The organism is Moraxella sp. CTOTU47618 (genome assembly GCF_032017425.1).
In the GTDB taxonomy this organism is placed as follows: Bacteria; Pseudomonadota; Gammaproteobacteria; order Pseudomonadales; family Moraxellaceae; genus Faucicola; species Faucicola tetraodonis.
Genome location: NZ_DALZPW010000016.1, coordinates 1 through 18659 on the forward strand (window position 1 = coordinate 1; position 18659 = coordinate 18659).

Annotated in this window: 17 protein-coding genes; 8 read left to right on the top strand and 9 right to left on the bottom strand. The window is 45.2% G+C overall.

The features are described 5' to 3' along the window. Positions 1 to 107 precede the first annotated feature (107 nt). A complete protein-coding gene (gene rimI, locus RTS09_RS10235; RefSeq protein ID WP_095356918.1) occupies positions 108 to 617 on the top strand; it encodes a ribosomal protein S18-alanine N-acetyltransferase in 510 nt (169 codons plus the stop codon). On the opposite strand, the gene RTS09_RS10240 is transcribed toward rimI, so the two are convergent. The 3 genes from RTS09_RS10240 to trxB are packed head-to-tail and all read right to left on the bottom strand — an operon-like array spanning position 610 to position 3261. After that, positions 610 to 1428, bottom strand: coding sequence for an arginyltransferase (locus RTS09_RS10240; RefSeq protein WP_312536773.1), 819 nt, complete (start codon positions 1426 to 1428; stop codon positions 610 to 612). The two genes, rimI and RTS09_RS10240, sit on opposite strands and share 8 nt — an antisense overlap. A gap of 27 nt (positions 1429 to 1455) precedes the next feature. Beyond that, on the bottom strand, positions 1456 to 2247 hold the full coding sequence (aat, locus tag RTS09_RS10245) for a leucyl/phenylalanyl-tRNA--protein transferase (RefSeq protein WP_312536775.1): 792 nt from the start codon (positions 2245 to 2247) through the stop codon (positions 1456 to 1458). A gap of 15 nt (positions 2248 to 2262) precedes the next feature. Next, positions 2263 to 3261 carry a thioredoxin-disulfide reductase gene (gene trxB, locus RTS09_RS10250; RefSeq protein ID WP_095356915.1) on the bottom strand — a complete coding sequence of 333 codons (999 nt, stop codon included), beginning with the start codon at positions 3259 to 3261 and terminating at the stop codon, positions 2263 to 2265. A gap of 442 nt (positions 3262 to 3703) precedes the next feature. Here trxB and RTS09_RS10255 point away from each other — a divergent pair, with 442 nt between their 5' ends. After that, positions 3704 to 6823, top strand: a complete 3120-nt coding sequence (locus RTS09_RS10255) for a DNA translocase FtsK (protein ID WP_312536778.1) — start codon at positions 3704 to 3706, stop codon at positions 6821 to 6823. Between the two features lie 72 nt (positions 6824 to 6895). On the opposite strand, the gene RTS09_RS10260 is transcribed toward RTS09_RS10255, so the two are convergent. Next, positions 6896 to 7261 carry a RidA family protein gene (locus tag RTS09_RS10260; RefSeq protein WP_312536781.1) on the bottom strand — a complete coding sequence of 122 codons (366 nt, stop codon included), beginning with the start codon at positions 7259 to 7261 and terminating at the stop codon, positions 6896 to 6898. Positions 7262 to 7334: 73 nt separating this feature from the next. Beyond that, a complete protein-coding gene (locus RTS09_RS10265) occupies positions 7335 to 8588 on the bottom strand; it encodes a D-amino acid dehydrogenase (RefSeq protein WP_312536784.1) in 1254 nt (417 codons plus the stop codon). A 150-nt stretch (positions 8589 to 8738) separates the two neighbouring features. Here RTS09_RS10265 and RTS09_RS10270 point away from each other — a divergent pair, with 150 nt between their 5' ends. After that, positions 8739 to 9209 (top strand): winged helix-turn-helix transcriptional regulator, encoded by a 471-nt coding sequence (locus RTS09_RS10270; protein ID WP_312536812.1) that lies wholly within the window; start codon positions 8739 to 8741, stop codon positions 9207 to 9209. Between the two features lie 99 nt (positions 9210 to 9308). Here RTS09_RS10270 and RTS09_RS10275 read toward each other — a convergent pair whose 3' ends face one another. Next, complete coding sequence (locus RTS09_RS10275) at positions 9309 to 10955, bottom strand: NAD+ synthase (protein ID WP_312536814.1); 1647 nt, start codon at positions 10953 to 10955, stop codon at positions 9309 to 9311. A 546-nt stretch (positions 10956 to 11501) separates the two neighbouring features. On the opposite strand from RTS09_RS10275, the gene RTS09_RS10280 reads away from it, so the two are divergent. After that, a complete protein-coding gene (locus RTS09_RS10280) occupies positions 11502 to 11756 on the top strand; it encodes a hypothetical protein (protein WP_060996062.1) in 255 nt (84 codons plus the stop codon). Positions 11757 to 11782: 26 nt separating this feature from the next. On the opposite strand, the gene RTS09_RS10285 is transcribed toward RTS09_RS10280, so the two are convergent. Then, positions 11783 to 12076, bottom strand: a complete 294-nt coding sequence (locus tag RTS09_RS10285) for a cell division protein ZapA (RefSeq protein ID WP_060996063.1) — start codon at positions 12074 to 12076, stop codon at positions 11783 to 11785. A 63-nt stretch (positions 12077 to 12139) separates the two neighbouring features. Further along, on the bottom strand, positions 12140 to 12544 hold the full coding sequence (locus RTS09_RS10290; RefSeq protein ID WP_060996064.1) for a hypothetical protein: 405 nt from the start codon (positions 12542 to 12544) through the stop codon (positions 12140 to 12142). 236 nt (positions 12545 to 12780) lie between these two features. Here RTS09_RS10290 and RTS09_RS10295 point away from each other — a divergent pair, with 236 nt between their 5' ends. The 3 genes from RTS09_RS10295 (at position 12781) to RTS09_RS10305 (ending at position 16159) form a co-directional block, all read left to right on the top strand. Continuing rightward, a complete protein-coding gene (locus RTS09_RS10295; protein WP_312536788.1) occupies positions 12781 to 13521 on the top strand; it encodes a UPF0149 family protein in 741 nt (246 codons plus the stop codon). Between the two features lie 78 nt (positions 13522 to 13599). Continuing rightward, positions 13600 to 14793 (top strand): acetylornithine deacetylase, encoded by a 1194-nt coding sequence (gene argE, locus RTS09_RS10300; RefSeq protein WP_312536791.1) that lies wholly within the window; start codon positions 13600 to 13602, stop codon positions 14791 to 14793. A gap of 16 nt (positions 14794 to 14809) precedes the next feature. After that, entirely contained in the window at positions 14810 to 16159 is a 1350-nt protein-coding gene (locus RTS09_RS10305; RefSeq protein ID WP_312536793.1) for an aminopeptidase P N-terminal domain-containing protein, read from the top strand. 116 nt (positions 16160 to 16275) lie between these two features. Here the strand turns inward: RTS09_RS10305 and RTS09_RS10310 are convergent, their stop codons facing one another. Then, positions 16276 to 16749 (bottom strand): arsenate reductase ArsC, encoded by a 474-nt coding sequence (locus RTS09_RS10310; protein WP_312536796.1) that lies wholly within the window; start codon positions 16747 to 16749, stop codon positions 16276 to 16278. Between the two features lie 436 nt (positions 16750 to 17185). Here RTS09_RS10310 and RTS09_RS10315 point away from each other — a divergent pair, with 436 nt between their 5' ends. Further along, positions 17186 to 18580: a sodium-dependent transporter gene (locus RTS09_RS10315; protein ID WP_095356904.1), complete on the top strand. Its 1395-nt coding sequence runs from the start codon at positions 17186 to 17188 to the stop codon at positions 18578 to 18580. Positions 18581 to 18659: the final 79 nt, after the last annotated feature.

Below are 18659 nucleotides of genomic sequence, written 5' to 3' on the forward strand. Positions count from 1 at the left end.
AGGTGGCCGTACTGTAGGTGCGGGTGTTGTTGCTAAAGTTAACGACTAATCGTTAATATGCATACAAAAGAGTCACTTCGGTGGCTCTTTTTTTATGGAAATAAATTATGACTGCTATACAGATATATAAGTTAGATAAGACGAGTACACAAGATAATGGTGCCGACAATATACTGGCGCAGCTGGCACAAATTGAATCCGAGCTATTTGTCTACGATGCTTGGTCGGCTGCGCAAATCAATTCCCTGCTGGCGCAGCCATTTAACCATATAATTTATGCGACAGACGAGTTGAATCAGCGATTGGTCGGCTATTGTTTTTACAGCCACATATTCGAAGATAGTGAAATTTTAAGAATCGCAACTTGTCTTGATTATCAACAGCAAGGTATTGCAAGCCAATTGTTAACGGCTATGGCGCAGATGTGCAAAGTAGCGGGTGCCGAGCGGGTGCTATTAGAGGTAAGAGAAGATAATCATACTGCCATTGCATTTTATCAAAAACATGGGTTTGAACAGATTGCCGTTCGCAAGAATTACTACGATAATCATGACATGACCAAAACCCATGCGTTAATTATGCAGCGCAAATTCAATGCTAAATTAAATGCTAAGTAGTATTCCACATGTTTAGATAATGCGCTTTTATCGCCTGTTGAAGCATTGGCTCAACTTGCGCGGCTGTGACAACCTCATCGAAGCGATGCCACTGTTGATTGATTAATAACTCACTGGGATAAAAACGCGATTTATACGCCATCTTATCCGAATCTGGCACCCAAAAACCTAAATACAAATAAGGTAATCCAATACGTTTAACATAATCAATTTGGGTAAGTATCGCAAGGGTGCCCAAACTATTTATGGTTGCATCGGGATCATAGAAAGTATAGACCGCTGATATGCCGTCATCTAATTGGTCGCAAACTGCCACCATGACTAATTCATCGTGAAGCCAAAACTCCATAAAAAATGACTGGGTAAAGCTATATTGTAGAAACTGTTTAAACCCTTGTAAATTGGGTGGGTACATATCGCCATCACTATGGCGAGCGCAGATATAGCGAGCATATAGCATAAAATGCGATTCATCGGCATCATCACAAGCCGTAATTACCACATCCATCTCGTGCGATTTTTGCCATAGTTTGCGCTGGGTACGATTGGGTTCAAACTCGTTAACTACTAAACGTGTAGAGATACAGCGTTGACAATGGAAGCATACAGGGCGATATAGATGTTGTCCACTACGCCGATACCCGAGCCGTGAAAACTGAGAAAAAATAGGCGTATCTAAACGTTCATCCTTTGCTAATTCAATCAGTTCTAAACGTGCTGCACGATCGGGCAAATAACTACATTGATGTAGCGGCGTCAATTGGCTGGTCAGTGCCAGACTGGTAGGGGAGTGGGGTGGTTTTAACGTCATTGGTGCTTTTAAATACCCTTAACTTACCTAAGCTTGCATAGTTGGAGGTAGGTAATAAGTCATCAAATCCTCATTTAACAGTTGATTAAGTGGCAATTTTTGACCGCAAATCGATGACCAATCAATACTCGGTAGCGATAATTGTTGCGCGAGCTTATCTAAAAATTCGGCTCTGGGTACGATGGAGGCACCTAAACGCATCAAATGTGGGTTAGGTAACTGACAGTCTACCCAAGCAAATTGGGAATGTGCACACAGCTGCATTAACACAAAAAAAGCCGCTTTAGACGCATCTGTGACTCGATGAAACATACTTTCACCAAAAAATGCTTGTCCTAGCTTTAGCCCATAGAGACCACCAATCAGCTCATCATCATCCCAAATCTCGACACTGTAAGCGACTTGCTCGGCATGGAGCGCTGTATACGCTTCAATCATAGCGGGGCTGATCCAAGTGGCTGATGCAGAAGCTTGGGCATAGGTGCGGGTATCAGCACAGGCGGCAATGACTTCAGCAAAGGCAAGATTAATGGAAAACGTCCAACCTGCATTTTTGATACGCCGTTTTAGGGTTTTACTGGCGCAAAAATCGCTAGGATAAATAATACAGCGCGGGTCAGGCGACCACCAAGCGATGGGCTCGCCTTCATTAAACCACGGGAACATGCCTTGGCAATAAGCACACACTAAGGTATCAGCTGCCAAATCACCCCCTAGCGCAATCAAGCCTTCACCGTCAGGGTCTGCCGCCATCGGGTCGGGAAATTGATAACGGCAACCTAAAGGGCGTTGTAATGGGTGGTGATTTGGCAATGGCATTGTTCAAGGCATTAGCTAAACAGCAGTGGTGTTGGCTGATACCGTGGTATCGGCATTCGCTAGATTGACGATATCTAAATATTTTTCTGCATCCAACGCCGCCATACAACCCGTAGCTGCCGAGGTAATCGCTTGGCGATAGATATGATCTGCCACATCCCCACAAGCAAACACGCCCTCGACACTTGTCGCTGTCGCATTGCCATCTAGACCGCTTTTGACCACGATATAGCCATTATTCATCTCAAGCTGATCTTGGAAAATATCGGTGTTGGGTTTGTGCCCAATCGCCACGAACATACCAGGGGCGTTGATGGTTTTGGTAGATTGGTCTTGGAGGTTTTCAATCACCACACCCGTCACGCCTGCGTCATCACCCACCACTTCTTTGACTTGGCTGTTCCATTCGATGGTCACATTGCCATTTTTTTGTTTTTCAAATAATTGGTCTTGCAGAATTTTTTCTGATTTTAATTTATCACGTCGATGCACTAGGGTGACGTGGCTTGCGATGTTTGATAGATACAAGGCTTCTTCAACCGCTGTGTTCCCACCGCCAATCACCACCACAGGTTTACCGCGATAGAAGAACCCATCACAGGTCGCACAGGCAGAAACGCCAAGCCCCATAAATTTTTGTTCAGAGGCGAGACCCAAGTATTGGGCTGATGCCCCTGTCGCTACAATGAGTGCGTCACACGTGTAAGTGGCGCTATTGCCCACTAAGGTGAAGGGTCGCTGAGTTAGGTTCACTTGGTTGATATGGTCATACACCAATTGGGTGCCAAAACGCTCGGCATGGGCTTGCATGCGTACCATCAAGTCAGGTCCCGTCAAGCCTTGTGGATCGCCAGGCCAGTTATCAACTTCAGTGGTGGTAGTCAACTGCCCGCCAGTCTGCATACCCGTGATAATGACCGGTTTTAAATTGGCGCGCGCTGCATACACGGCGGCAGAATAACCCGCTGGACCTGAACCCAAAATAATAAGCTGGTGATGGATAATTTCTGACATACGTCTTTCCTAACAATCGCTGAATAATAAACTAAATAATAAAATAGGCTAATTTTTGATTCATAAGTAAGATAGGGGCTAACATCGAAAATAGCAAGTAAATGTTATTTTTATAACAGATTCATCGCGCAATCAAAGCTCAATCAACGCTCAAAAATAGCGTTAGCTTGTTATCAAAAAATACCCTACTATCCGGCTTTGTTGGCTCAAACCGCATTTGTCATAGGGCTTGAATTGGCCGATTTAACAAAGCAATTTTTCGCAAAAAAAGCTCAGCAACGCACCACTGAGATTTGATATGATAGTCGATTAAAAGGGTGATTTTAATCAACGTTTCCCCAAAATCATTGTTTTTTCACAATCATTATCAGTCAGTCATGGCGCAGCAAAGCGTTGGCTTACGGCTTATCCAAAGCAGGTTCAAATTCAAAGGTAAATTGCGTTGTCTTATTATATTCGTCAAAGTGTGCTTACGATTATCTGGCTAATCGTGGCATTGTTGTTAGTCATGTCCCTCATCAGTTATTCTGCCAATGATCCTAGTTGGTCGCATATCAGTAGTGCGGCAAATGAAGTCAGTAATTTGGCAGGCACGGGTGGTGCGTGGCTAGCTGATATTTTGTATGCGTTTTTGGGCGCGGCAAGCTGGTGGCTCATTGTCATTGCCTGTTATGAAGCTTGGAATGTATGGCGCCATGATGTAGAGCCTAATGGCTTGTTACGTTTTTTGGGTTATATCTTTTTAATCATTGCCACCGCAGGGCTGACAGGCGTGTTGTCGTTTGGCTGGTTGGCGCAAGGCATGATAGGGCAAATCGTGGGCAACGGGCTTAGTAGTTTATTAACCTACTGGGGGACTTTGCTGTTTTTATTGGTGTTTATTGCGATCACCGTGACGTTTACCTTTGATTTACATTGGCATGAGATTTTATCGGGTCAAGCTATTCGCAGCCGCCTACACGCTGAAGCCGCAGATGAAGAAGAAACCAATACTGAATTCAAAGCGACTGCTCAAGAAGCAAGCCAAGCAAAACCAAACGACACCGCACAACTGCCTTTGCCTTTAGCCTCCCATGACGCAGAGCAAACGGCTTACGACAGTAGTCGTCTAGCGGATGATGAGGCATTTGTTGGCAGTCCACTCGATGCGTTTTTGGATGAAACGGGTTTTAGTGAAATCAAAGATTATGAATGGCTCGAAGAAAACGATGCCACCAATCCATTTAAACCCGTCAGCTCAACCTATGTGGCAAACACCAAGCTGACCAAAAAACTCGATGAAAAACTGCAAAGTGAAATCATTAAAAAACCGTTTAAAATGCCTACCTTGAACAGACCGCATTCGATACAAGTAGATTCGCAACTCACTCAACCAACTCAGACAAGTGTAGACAGTGTAGCTGTATCGCCAGCTATGCCAACTATCGATGACGCATCTATGATGTTTGCCGCAGGCACAGGTGAGCTAGCAGATAAACGAATCTCTGAGTCGATGACGGGTGTAGAGATGGCTGGACAGGACGAGACTATTGGGTTGTCAGGTTTGGATGATTTAGCAGGTAGCGTAGATGCTGGATATGACTTATCACAAAATCCTGTGCTAGAGCCACCATTCGAGGGCATTAAAACAGACGGCTCTGAAGCAGAAGGGATTGAAGCAGAAGGTATTGAAGCAGAAGGTGCAGAAGTCATTGAAACACCACTTACTTCAGTCGCATCGTTATTGGGCATGCGACAAATCCCAGCGCAAGATAGCGTTAATGTCTCAAATGATAGTGCCACCGCACCTGTGGGAGCGGAATTTTCAACCCCTGCAGCAAGTCCGATGCCAACCCAAATAGCACGTCCAGCGCAAGCCGTCACTCAGATTACTGGTAACGAGATTGATGCCCCCGAGATTGATGGCAACGAGATAACGTCTTCAATACCGACCCATAGTCGTTCGGTGGAATCTGAGCTACTCGACCAAATCGAACAGCCCGCAGCGCCTCAGGTCAATCAGCCGCTTGATATCAATGATGATAGCCTATTTAGTCAGAAATCGCGTGCCATGCAAACCGCAGCTTATCGTGCCAATTTAAGCCCGTTACCTGAGTTATCGCTGCTTGACTTGCCTGACCCTGACCGCAAGCCAAGCTACAGCCGCGAACAGTTGCAGCAGCTATCAGCGCTGTTAGAAATCAAGCTACAAGAATTTAATATCAAAGCAGAAGTGGTCAATGCGCAAATGGGTCCAGTGGTGACACGCTTTGAAGTGTCGCTGGCGCCAGGGCTTAAAGCAAGCAAGGTGACGGGCATTGCCAAAGACTTGGCTCGGTCGCTATCCATGGCATCGGTGCGTGTGGTAGAAGTCATTCCAGGTAAACCTTATATCGGTATCGAAGTGCCCAATCCGCAGCGCCAAATGGTACGACTCATCGAACTGCTAAAAACAGAAGCTTATCAAGACCCCGATGGCTTAATCAGTATGGCAATGGGCAAAGATATTGCAGGTAGACCGATTATTGCAGATTTGGCGAAAGCGCCACACATGCTAGTAGCAGGTACCACAGGCTCGGGTAAGTCAGTGTTGGTAAATTCGCTGTTATTGTCAATGCTGCTCAAATATACACCAGAGCAGCTGCGATTGATTTTGATTGACCCCAAACAGCTCGAGCTTGCCAACTATGGCGATATTCCACATCTGCTCACCCCCGTAGTCACCGATATGACCGAAGCAGCCAGTGCCTTGGCGTGGAGTGTGGCTGAGATGGAGCGTCGTTATCAGCTGATGTCATTATTCAAAGTGCGTAAACTGGATGAATTCAACAAAAAAGTCATGGCAGCCGAACAAAGTGGTGAGCCGTTACTGGATCCACTGTGGCGACCCAATGACAGTGTCAGCCAAGATAGAGCGCCAAAATTAAAACCGTTACCACAAATTGTGATTGTGGCGGATGAGTTTGCCGACATGATTATGCAGGTGGGCAAACAAGCCGAGGAGTTGATTACGCGTTTGGCGCAAAAATCGCGCGCTGCAGGGATTCATTTGATTTTGGCGACCCAGCGCCCATCGGTGGATGTGATTACTGGTTTGATTAAAGCCAATATTCCCGTCCGTGCCGCGCTTCGCGTCAACTCAAAAGTCGACTCGCGTACCATTTTGGATGCCGGTGGCGCAGAGGATATGCTTGGGCATGGGGATATGCTGTTTTTAGGACCTGGTCAAATCGAGCCTAACCGTGTACATGGTGCTTTTATCAGCGATGCGGAAGTCAACCGTGTGTGTGATGCATGGCGTGAGCGTGGCGCACCTAACTATATTGATAATATGTTTGATAATTTTGAGCTAAGCTCAGCGCCAAGTGGTGGCGATGCTAGTGGGTCTAGCAATGGCGAAGAAGACCCGCTGTATGATGACGTGGTAGCGTTTTTGCTTGAAACCCGTAAAGTCTCTGCATCAAGTATTCAGCGCAAATTTAGTATCGGCTACAACCGCGCAGCACGTATCGTTGATGCCATGGAAGAGGCGGGCTTGGTAAGTGGCATGACCAAAAGCGGTAAACGTGAGCTATTAATGTAGAGGTTAGAAAAATAAAAAAGGTGCAATTTATGCACCTTTTTTATTTAACCTTTTGAGCGGCTATGGGTTCATTTAGTCTATGGTATTTTGCGCTGCGACTACGACAATTTCTAATTTCCACAATGGATTAACCAACTCAGCTTTGACTGTCGCACGGGTAGGCTTTGGGCAATCGGTTAGCCAGTCGCCCCACATGCTATTCACCACCGCAAAATCCGCTAAATCCTTGATAAAAATCTGAGCGGTTAGCAGACGTGATTTGTCGCTATTGGCTTTGGCGAGCATGGCGTCGATATTGTCTAGCACTTCTTTGGTTTGTGTGTGGATATCGGCAGTATCAGTATTTGGCACTTGTCCTGCGAGATACACTACTTGGTTAAAAATGGTAATTTCACTTAGATAGTCATTGCTATCAAATCGTTGAATGTGTGCGGTCATGGTGTTTTCCTTGTGAATGGATAGATGTTATTTATGCATAGTCTTTACAGGTATTTCTGATAGAAAATAGATACTAGGAATAACGCTGTAACGATAAGCCATCAATGCGAATGTCAGGCGTTTTGCTGAGCACCAAATCGCTGATTAATTTGCCAGAACCACACGCCATTGTCCAACCCAATGTGCCATGTCCTGTGTTCAAAAATAAATTGCGATACCGAGTCGCGCCAATGATGGGGGTGCTATCTGGGGTCATCGGACGTAGCCCTGTCCAAAAACTTGCGTTTGGCAAATCACCGCCTGCGAATAAGTCCTGCGTGACCATTTCGAGTGTGGCACGGCGCTTGGGGTTTAGCGTTACATCAAAACCACTTAATTCTGCCATACCGCCCACGCGAATGCGGTTGTCAAAGCGAGTAATGGCGATTTTATAGGTTTCATCAAGCACCGTTGATTGGGGCGCTAAATCAGCATTGATAATCGGCACAGTCAATGAATAGCCTTTGACAGGGTATACAGGTAGGTTAAGCTGTAGCGGTTGCAAAAGCGCCCGCGAATAACTGCCCAGCGCCAATACATACTGGTCTGCCGTTAATAACTCACCATTTACCATCACCCCTTTAATCGCCCCAGCGTCGACTACTAGCTTTTCGATGGTTTGATTGTATAAAAATTTCACCCCTAGCGCTTTGGCTTGCTGCGCTAATGCTTGGCAAAACAAAAAGCAATCGCCTGTTTCATCATGCGGCAAATGCAATCCACCAACCAGCTTATCAGTGGCATTTGCCAACGCGGGCTCAATCTCAGCCAATGCCTTGCTGTTGTCAATCAGCTTAAAAGGCACGCCTGAATCTTGCAACACCTTAATATCTTGCTGTACAGCATCTAGTTGGGCGGGTTTGCGAAAAACTTGTAAGGTGCCTTGCGAGCGGTTTTCGTAGTGAATGCCGGTGTCTTGACGCAGCTGCTGCAGACAGTCGCGGCTGTATTCTGCCACTCGCACCATACGCTCTTTGTTGATGGCATAGCGCTTGGCATTGCAGTTTTTGAGCATTTGTAGCATCCATTGCAACTGCCATAGACTGCCATCTAATTTGATGGCTAAAGGGGCGTGTTGTTGGAATAACCATTTAACCGCCTTCAATGGAATACCAGGGGCTGCCCAAGGGGTAGAGTAGCCAGGGGAGATTTGCCCAGCATTGCCAAAACTGGTTTCTTGTGCGGCACCTGCTTGGCGGTCGATCACCGTGACTTCTACACCTTGCTTGGCTAAATAATAGGCACTTGTAACCCCAATCACGCCACTACCCAGTACCAATACACGCATACCCACCCCCAAATATCTGCTTAATTATCAGTTAATTTCGCTAGTATAAGCAAAGTTTTGCAGTGAATTTTGCTGTTTTTATGCTAGAATTTTGCTGATATTATCGGTTTTATCATGCCAATCATCAAAAAACAGGGTTTTCATTTTGCTATGCGCACTTTAGACCGTACCGACCGTTTAATCCTTGAAATCTTGCAACAGCAAGCCCGAATTTCTATCAGCGAATTGGCCGCCAAAGTTAACCTATCAACCACGCCTTGCTCAGACAGGGTTAAGCGCTTGGAGCGTGAAGGTATCATCACAGGTTATCATGCGCGGTTAAATCCAAATTTGGTCAATAAAAGCTTGTTGGTATTTTTAGAGATAAAGCTATCCACCAAGTCGGGCGATGTCTTTGAGCAAGTGAGCAAAAAACTGTCAGAAATTCCAGAGATACTGGAATGTCATTTGATTTCGGGTGAGTTTGATTTTTTGGTCAAAGCGCGGCTAAAAGAGATGAGTTCTTACCGCAAGTTACTGGGCAGTATCCTAAAGCAATTGCCAGCGGCGGTGGAAACCCACAGTTTGATTGTGATGGAAGAGATTAAAGAAAGCTTGCATTTGGATGTGACAGTGACCTAACTGTCATGCAAGCTTTACGATACATGTTTTGCGACAGATGAAAAAAAAGACTGCCAAATCGCAGTCTTTTTGTGTGGTGCCGCGTTAGAATTTTGGAAATTAGCGTTTTGGAAACTCTAGCGACCAGTGGTTGACGAGTGGGTAGCGACGCTCACGCCCAAAGGCGCGGTGGGTAATCTTGGTGCCAATCGCCGCTTGACGACGTTTGTATTCATTGCGGTCTACCATACTGAGTACTTTTTTCACCACGTCTTTATCATAACCGGCTTCTACAATCGCATCATACCCAAAGTCGCGATCGATATACAGCTCTAGCATTTTATCGAGGGTATCATAATCAGGCAGACTGTCTTGGTCTTTTTGGTCAGGGCGAAGCTCGGCAGAAGGCGGACGCGTAATCACACGCTCAGGAATCACCGGCGTTTCTTCTAGTCGGTTGCGATAGTTGGCGAGGGCATATACTTGGGTTTTATACACATCTTTTAAGACATCAAATCCGCCTGCCATATCCCCGTACAATGTCGCATAGCCCACGGCCATCTCTGACTTGTTGCCAGTGGTGATGACCAGATGACCAAATTTGTTGGACAATGCCATCAAAATCATGCCACGCGCACGGGCTTGGATATTTTCTTCCGTGGTGTCGGCGGTGGTGTTGCTAAACATCGGCTCTAGCGTATGGCGCATGCCTTCAACGGCGGCATGAATCGGGCACACGGTATAAGACACGTTGAGTCGGTGCGCCTGCGCTTGCGCATCTTGTAGGCTGATTTGCGAGGTGTACTCATAGGGCATCATAACCGCATAAACTTTGTCCGCACCTAAGGCATCAACGGCGATACATAGCGTGAGCGCCGAGTCTATCCCGCCTGACAAACCAACCAATACGCCTTTAAAGCCAGAATGATTGACATAATCACGCAAGCCGACAACCAGCGCTTGATAAGTTTCAGCGATTTGGCTGAGCGCAAGCGGTGATTTGCGCTGTTCTGATAATATCACTTGACCGCTTTGGGCATCGTGACGAGCAACCACATACAGGGTATGCTGCAAAAATCTTGGTGCTTCTTGCACGATTTTACCTTGAGCGTTGACGACCATCGAGCCGCCATCAAACACCAAGTCATCTTGACCGCCCACGCTATTGGCATACACAATCGGGATATTGTGCTCAGTGGCACGACTTTTTAATAAAGCCTTACGTTGTTCTTGCTTGTTTTGCTCAAAGGGTGAGGCATTGAGGCTGATGATGATTTCCGCACCTTTTTCTTTCAGTGCGCGAATGGGAGCGTCTTGCCATAAGTCTTCGCAGATAAGTAGTCCAATGGTCAGCCCTTGATAGTCAAACAACACTTGGTTGTGACCGGTATTAAAATAGCGGCGTTCATCGAACACGCCATAGTTTGGCAAGCATTGTTTGTGATAAAAGCCTTTTTGCTGACCATTGTGAATAATAGCCACTGAGTTAAACGTGCCATTGGGGTCAATGTGCGGATAACCCACTAGCATGACGATATCTTTGACCGTGTAGAGCAATTCAAAAGCAAGTTTCACGCGTGAGGCAAGACTTGGACGTAATAACAAATCTTCAGGCGGATAACCCAGCAGTGATAACTCAGGAAAGACAATGATATTAGCCCCCTTGTCACGGGCATCTTTAGCCAGTTCTACCATTTTTTTGGCATTGTTGATGACATCACCGACAATAAATTGCTGCTGTGCCACCGCAATTTTTAGCCCTACCATAGAATCTGCTTGGCTAATCTGTTGGCTTGATGACTGAGAGGTTGGCTGAGAAACTGATTGAGAAGTTGGCTGAGCAGGTTTTTGAGAAACTGGCTGTGGGTTTGCGGGTTGGTTTGGCGTCGTAGCTTCGGCGGTCATTGACTCACTCGGCAGCTGCGTTGGTACGCTATTATCTGGTGTTAAATCAAGGTGTGACATGAAAAATCCTTCAGTAAAAATTTATTATGGGGTCGTCCCTTTAGTCATATCCGTCTAAAACGGTATGCAAGCATCACGCCGCTATTATAATTATGGGTGGCAACAGCGATGACATTACAAGATAAAATTATTCTACATTATATCGCTTTATGATATGTTTACAATTGCAATCTTTAGACGCTACAACCGAAAACGCTTTAATTCGCAAAATTAGCCTAAACATAGCATGAATAACCCATCAATGCGCAATTTTTTGCAGTATAATCAAACCTTACAATGCTAATTAACAGGCAATCATAATTCTTAATTGGCAACGATGATTCGTTCATTAGACAATGAGGTGAAGCGATGTTTACCGCAATTTTTGTGGTTTTGGTGATTATGGGGCTTAGTTGGGTTGGGATGAAATGGATGTATCCGCGACCACCACAAGGCTATTTACAGCCACAGCCAGGCGAGAGTACCGAGCTGCGAGCGTGTGATTTTTGCCATCATACGTTAGCAGAGTGGCGAGGGATTATAGAAGGGGATAAGTTCTTTTGTAATCAAGAACACCAAGCGGATTTTCATGCTGGCAAACACTACCAGCGCGCTCAAAATTAGTCGAATTTTATTTTACACTACAGACATCAGGCAAAACGCACAACGTCTTCTAACATTTTACCCACCAGGTCTTGCGCTTGGCTTTCGTTTTCTTGATAGCGTTGTAAGTTTTCTGATTTTTCAAACAAGGTCAACGCGCATAGTACCAATAACTCTTCTTGGGGTAGCTGAGGTGCTTGGCGGCGTACCTCTTGCATAAACTGGTTAATATAGCTTGCCGCACGCTGCAACGCAGGCTCTTCCGATTCTGGGCAGTTGATGGTATAGCTACGACCATTGATCAGGATATCAACTTTTTTAATGCTTTGGGCAGATGCCATAAGATTTTCCTAACGTATTCAAATGTTTTAAACATCACTAAGGCTGGCTTAAATAGGGGCGGGTTAGTTTTCGCTGTCAATTTTTGCCAAGCGCTCTAACACAAGCTTGGTATGCTCTGCCGCAACGCGATTTTTTTCAATCAGTTTTTGATTTCGTGCGGTAAAAATCTGTAATTGGTTTTGGGTTTGTTCGTATTCGGTACTTAGCATGTTGTGAGATTCGGCAAGTGACTGATAGCGCTGCTCGAGGGCTTGATACTCTTCGGCTTGTCTGGCAAGTTGTTGTTCCAAATTTTGCTGAAGTTCTTTGCTGCTATCGAGCTCAGCTTGTACCGCTTGCAGTTGGTCTGCGGTAATGGTTGGCTGCGCTTTAATACGGGTTAGCTCGCTACTGGCGAATTGATATTTGTCGCGAAGCTTAGTCAATGCGGTTTGTAGCTGGGTCAGTTGGTCAATTAGGGTGCTCATGATATGATGTCTAGTCAGTAATCGAGTGAATAATCAAGTAAATCATCAAGAGCGACGTGATGGGCGCTCGTTGACATGAATAGCAAAAGGTTTTTTTGGTATAACTATAGCGTGAAGGCTTAAAATTTGAGTGATACTTATATTATTTTACCACTTTAATAATGCCATAGTTGACCGCATTAAGGCTAGTATTATCTCAGTGTTGATATAATTTTTTGTGAAAAAAGGGTAAAGCGATGGATGATTATATTTCAGGTTGGCAGGATTGGACACAAGCATTTGAGGATTGGCATGACGTTACAATTAGTGAGTTACATGGGCTAATCTCAGGGGTGCTCAGTGTGTGTGATGCGCCAACCGAGCAAGAGTGGCAACTGCTACTGACTGAGCTGAGCTTTACCGAGCTTGAGCCAAAAGCGTTAGAGATAGTGACCGAAGAAGGCGAGGATATGGTGGCGGTGTTAACCGATGATGCCGATAGCTATCAGTTTATGCCGTTGTTGCCCGATGATGACCATCCACTGTATGAGCGTTTGATGGCACTTAAAAACTGGGCAAATGGCTTTTTGACAGGCTTTGGCGTCACCGATAGTGCGCTACGTCCGGAAGAAAATAGCCTATTTAATGACTTGGCAAAAATCGGCGCGCTGCGGATTGATGCGTATGATGACGCGCTGCAAGGCACAGACAATGCTGAAGGCGAAGTTGAATATATGGAGTTACTTGAGTTTGTGCGTATGATTCCTGTGAGTGTGTCACAAGGGCGAGTGCGTAAATCAGTCGCCAAGTTGCCGCTCATCGCAGGATTTGCCATGAATCGCCCTGTGGGTAAAGCCCAAGGGGTTGATGAGGAGCATTTGGATTTTATTGAGCAGCTACGCGATGACGAGCTCGATTGGGAAGCAGAAAAAGATACCAATGATGATTTTGTTACCCATATGGTCATAGATGCCATGACAGGTAAAAAGCCGAATTGATGCTAATACCCTATTTCGACTAGATTTACCCTGATAGGGTGTTTTAATGGTTTAAAATTTGAGAAAAATGGAACGACTATGGGCTATCCATCCAATGCCGTAGACTGGTTAACAAAGCTGATTGGTTTTAACACTGTCAGTCGCTACTCCAATTTGCAATTGATTGAGTATGTGGCGAGTTATTGTGAGCAGTTGGGATTGTCGCCACGTTTGACCTTTAATGCCGATAATACCAAAGCCAACCTCTTTGTGACTGTCCCTGTGATGGGTAAGGGTGATACCGTAACGACAGGGGGTTTTGTGTTTTCTGGGCATACTGATGTGGTGCCCGTTGATGGGCAGGCATGGGATACCGATCCGTTTGTGGCGACCATTATAGAGGATAAGCTATACGGGCGTGGGGCTTGTGATATGAAAGGCTTTATTGCTTGCGCCTTAACCCTATTGCCCACTGTGGTGCAAGCAAGCCGCGATAAGAGGCTAGGCAAACCGATTCATCTGGCACTGTCGTATGACGAGGAAGTGGGTTGTTTGGGTGCGCCATTACTGCTTGCGGATTTAAAAGCGCAAGGCATTAAGCCCGACTACTGTATCGTCGGTGAGCCGACCATGATGAAAATGGTTACCGCGCATAAAGGCATCCAAGTGTATCGCTGCCGCGTGCATGGCAAATCGGTGCATTCATCGCTGACCCCGCAAGGCGTCAATGCCATCAGCTATGCCAGTAAAATTATCAATTTTATTGATAAACTTGCCGAGCAATTGCAACAACGTAACGACCAAGACATGGCGTTTGATGTGCCATTTTCCACCTTGTCAGTGGGCACTATTACCGGCGGTACAGCAACCAATATCGTGCCCAACCTGTGCGAATTCACCTTTGATTACCGTAATTTGCCGCACATGAATGAAAGCCAAGTGATTGAGCCGATTCGCGCCTTTATCAAAACCCTTGAGCCTAAGATGCACGCCATTGACAGCGACACGGGCATTGAGCTAACTCGCAACGAAAATGTCCCTGCGATGACCGATAAAGATAGCCAAGCCTTGCAACAGCTCATAGAAAATTTGGTAGATGAACAACATCGTCATAAAGTAGCGTATGCCACCGAAGGCGGGCAGTTTACCAATGCAGGTATTCCGACGGTGATTTGTGGACCTGGCGATATTGGCAATGCCCATAAAGCCAATGAGTTTGTCAGTCTAAACCAATTAGCAAAATGCGAAAGCTTCTTACAGCAAATTCTTCAACAATGCTGTGACAGCCATTAAATTTTTTGGAAATATCATGTCAAATCAATTAACCATACAGTTGTTGCCAAAGCTCCCCCAAAGCGAATTTGCCAAACGCCGTGCCAAACTTGCTGAAGCCTTGCCAAACAATAGCATTGCGATTTTGCAAACAGCACCCGCGCATATCCGCAATAACGATGCTGAGTACAAATACCGCGCCGACAGCAGTTTTTTTTACCTGACTGGCTTTACCGAGCCAGAATCCGTCATGGTTTTGGAAAAAACTGACCATGCCGTCAACTACACGTTATTTTTACGTGAGAAAGACAAACTACGTGAGATTTGGGATGGTAAACGGGTAGGGCTTGAGGGGGCAACCGCAGATTTTGGCGCGGATAAAGCGATTGCCATTGGCAAAATTGATGAGGTGATGCCGACCCTGATTTTTGGTAAAAAACACGTGTTTGCCCGCTTTAATAATGAGCTGATTGGCTGGCTTAATCAAGCCAAGCAGCTGCAGCGCGGCGAAGGTGTGGTCGATACCGTCACCAATATTGATAGCCTTATCAATGAAATGCGGCTGATAAAAGATGAATCTGAAATTGCACGCATGAAAGTCGCTGCCCAAATCAGTGCTTACGGGCATATTCGCGCCATGCAAAGCGTGGCACCCTTGATGCAGAAAAATCAGGGCAATGAAAGCCGACTGGAAGCTGAAGTTAATTATGCTTTTGCCCAATACGGCTGCGTACCCTCTTACAATAGTATCGTGGCTGGCGGGGACAATGCCAATATTTTGCACTATGTCGAAAACGACCAACCGCTGCACGACGGCGACTTGGTGATGATAGATGCGGGCGCCGAATACCAACATTATGCCGGTGATATCAGCCGTACTTTTCCTGTGAGTGGCAAGTTCAGCGACGTGCAAAAACAGGTGTATGATATTGTGCTAAATGCCAATATTGCCGCCATCAACAGCCTAAAAGCAGGCGAACATGGCAAAATCCATCATGAAACTGCGCTTAAAGTACTGACCCAAGGTTTGATTGATTTGGGGATTTTGACAGGCGATGTCGATGAGTTGATTGCTGATAAAGCCTACTTACCGTTCTATATGCATGGCACAGGGCATTGGCTCGGCTTAGATGTGCACGATGCAGGGCGCTATACGGGCGATGACGGCAAACCCAGAAAGCTTGAAAAAGGCATGGTAATTACCGTAGAGCCAGGCTTGTATTTTGCGCATGACAATACATTGGTACCCGAGAAATATCGTGGTATTGGCATTCGGATTGAGGATGATGTGGTCATTACTGAAGGTGAGCCGCTGGTTCTCACCCGTGATGTACCAAAAACAACGGACGCGATTGAAGCGCTAATGCAGCAAAAAGTGCATTCATAGATATCATCCATAGCTATATGGATAGCTGAGCTTTATATGATACAAACCTAGATGATACAAACAAAAAAAAGCCCAAGACAGTTGGGCTTTTTTAAGCTCAATCGTTTATCGGCATTTTAGGCATCCGCTGATGGATGTGCCAAATGCTCGATTTTATCTTCGGGTAAGTTTGTCAATAAATGAATGCGCTGAGAGAGTTGGCGTAATACTTGGCTAAAGGCGGCTTTTTCCACATCACTATCGGCTGATACACTGTCGGTATCATTGATATGCCAATGTGCGGTTAGCGGGAATTTGCCATCAATGTCCGCATGTTGCTGTAAAGAATTGCACAGCCCAATCACCAAATCAATCTTTGGCGCGTTGTCTTGTAAAAACTGCTCGACGGATTTGGGCGCTAAGCTTGCGACATCATAACCTTCTTGTTTTAATACCTCAAGCGTGAATGGGTGCGCGCTAGGGGATGGCTCAACGCCTGCGCTATAGGCTACAAAACGGTCACCGCCAATTTTATTTAAAATGGCTTCTGCCATTAGGCTACGGCTAGCATTGTGCTTGCACAAGAACAACACGTTATAAGGCTGCGTCATCAATAATTTCCTTGTCATCAATCTGCGAACGGTCAACACGTTGGGACGTGCAATTTTTGATAATAAAATTTTACCTTTAATGGCAAAAAATTGCTATCAAAATCCCCACAATTGTGCAAGTTAAAACCGTTGACATTAACCGCTTGGTTTTGCCAGCAATTCGATATCAAATAGGTTAAAAAACCATTTATTCCAAAAAGTAATGTTTAGTATAAAAATAATTTACGTTAAATGAATGTTAAAAATAATCATCATAACCCATTGATGTTATTGTGTTTTAGACAATCCTAAAAAAATAATGACTGACTTGTATAACTTTTGGTTGGGTTTTGTGAAAAGAAAGTTTGACATTAACTATTGATTCATGAAAAATCTACATACTGCAAGATTCTCGTTGCAATTTTTTCATTTAATCACATTCGACTAGGGAGGGATTATGAGCACTAATCACAAGTCGTCTCATTCCCAGTGGAGCTCAAAGATTGGGTTTTTAATGGCTGCCGTGGGTTCTGCGGTCGGTCTTGGCAGTATTTGGAAGTTTCCTTACATGACAGGCGATAGCGGTGGCTCGGCATTTGTTATCGTGTTTATCATCAGTATCGCGCTCATTGGTTTTCCAGTGTTGGTCACTGAATGGCTGATTGGTCGCCGTGGTCAAAGTAACCCAGCAGCAAGTTTTCGCAAAGCGGCGGTAGCCAATAACACCTCACCTGCTTGGAGTCTGCTTGGCTACTTTGGTATTTTAGCTGCTTTTATGATTTTGTCATTTTATAGTGTGATTGGCGGTTGGTCGCTTAATTACACCTTAAAAGCCGGTATCAATGCATTTGGTGGTCTCAATGCCGACGCCACTGGCAAAATTTTTGAGACGATGTTGGCAAATCCAACCGAAATGACGTTGTGGCACACGGCGTTTATGGGATTGACGGCGCTAATTGTGGCTGGCGGTGTATCAGCAGGTATTGAGAAAGCATCAAAAATCATGATGCCTGCGTTGGCTTTTATCCTATTATTTATCGTGGGATATAACGCGATTAATATGGATTTTGCCAAAGGCGCCGAGTTTTTGTTTAAGTTTGACTTGCAGCGTATGCAGGAAGTTGGTGTGGGTAAAGTGCTGATGGCGGCACTGGGACATGCGTTCTTCTGTCTGTCACTGGGTATGGCGATCATGGTGAGTTATGGTTCATACCTAAAACAAGATGTGGATTTATTGGCAACCGCGCGCACGGTGATTATTTGGGATATTATCTTTTCACTGGCGGCAGGTCTTGCGATTTTCCCAATTTTATTTAGCAATCATCTTGATCCAGCGGCAGGTCCCGGTTTGGTGTTTGTGACCTTGCCAATCGCTTTTGGTCAAATGAGTCTAGGTGTGGTAGTAGGTACTTTATTCTTCTTGTTATTGACCTTTGCGGCATTGACGTCGTCTATTTCAATTCTTGAACCCATTGTCGAATTCTTGGAAGAAAAAACCCCAATGAGCCGTAAAATCTGTACGATAGTAGGGGCAGTGGCAACGTGGGCAGTCGGTGTACTTGCGTTATTATCATTCAATAAATTGTCTGATTTTGCGGTATTTACTATCCACAAAAACGGTAAAGACATCCCACAAGGTATCTTTGACGCGCTCGATTATACTTCTAGTAAAATCATGCTACCTTTGATTGGTTTGGGTACCATTATCCTCATTGGCTGGTTTATCAACCAAGAATCGGTAAAACGTGAATTGGGGCTCGATGGCATGAAATGGACTATTTGGCAAATTGTGGTAAAATTTGTCGCACCGATTGGTATCATCGCTGTATTTTTAACGGAGTTACTGGGTTAATTCCAATGGCTTTATCTCAATAGCTTTAGTTAATTAATTGCTCACAATAAAAAACCCCGACGATTCGGGGTTTTTTGTT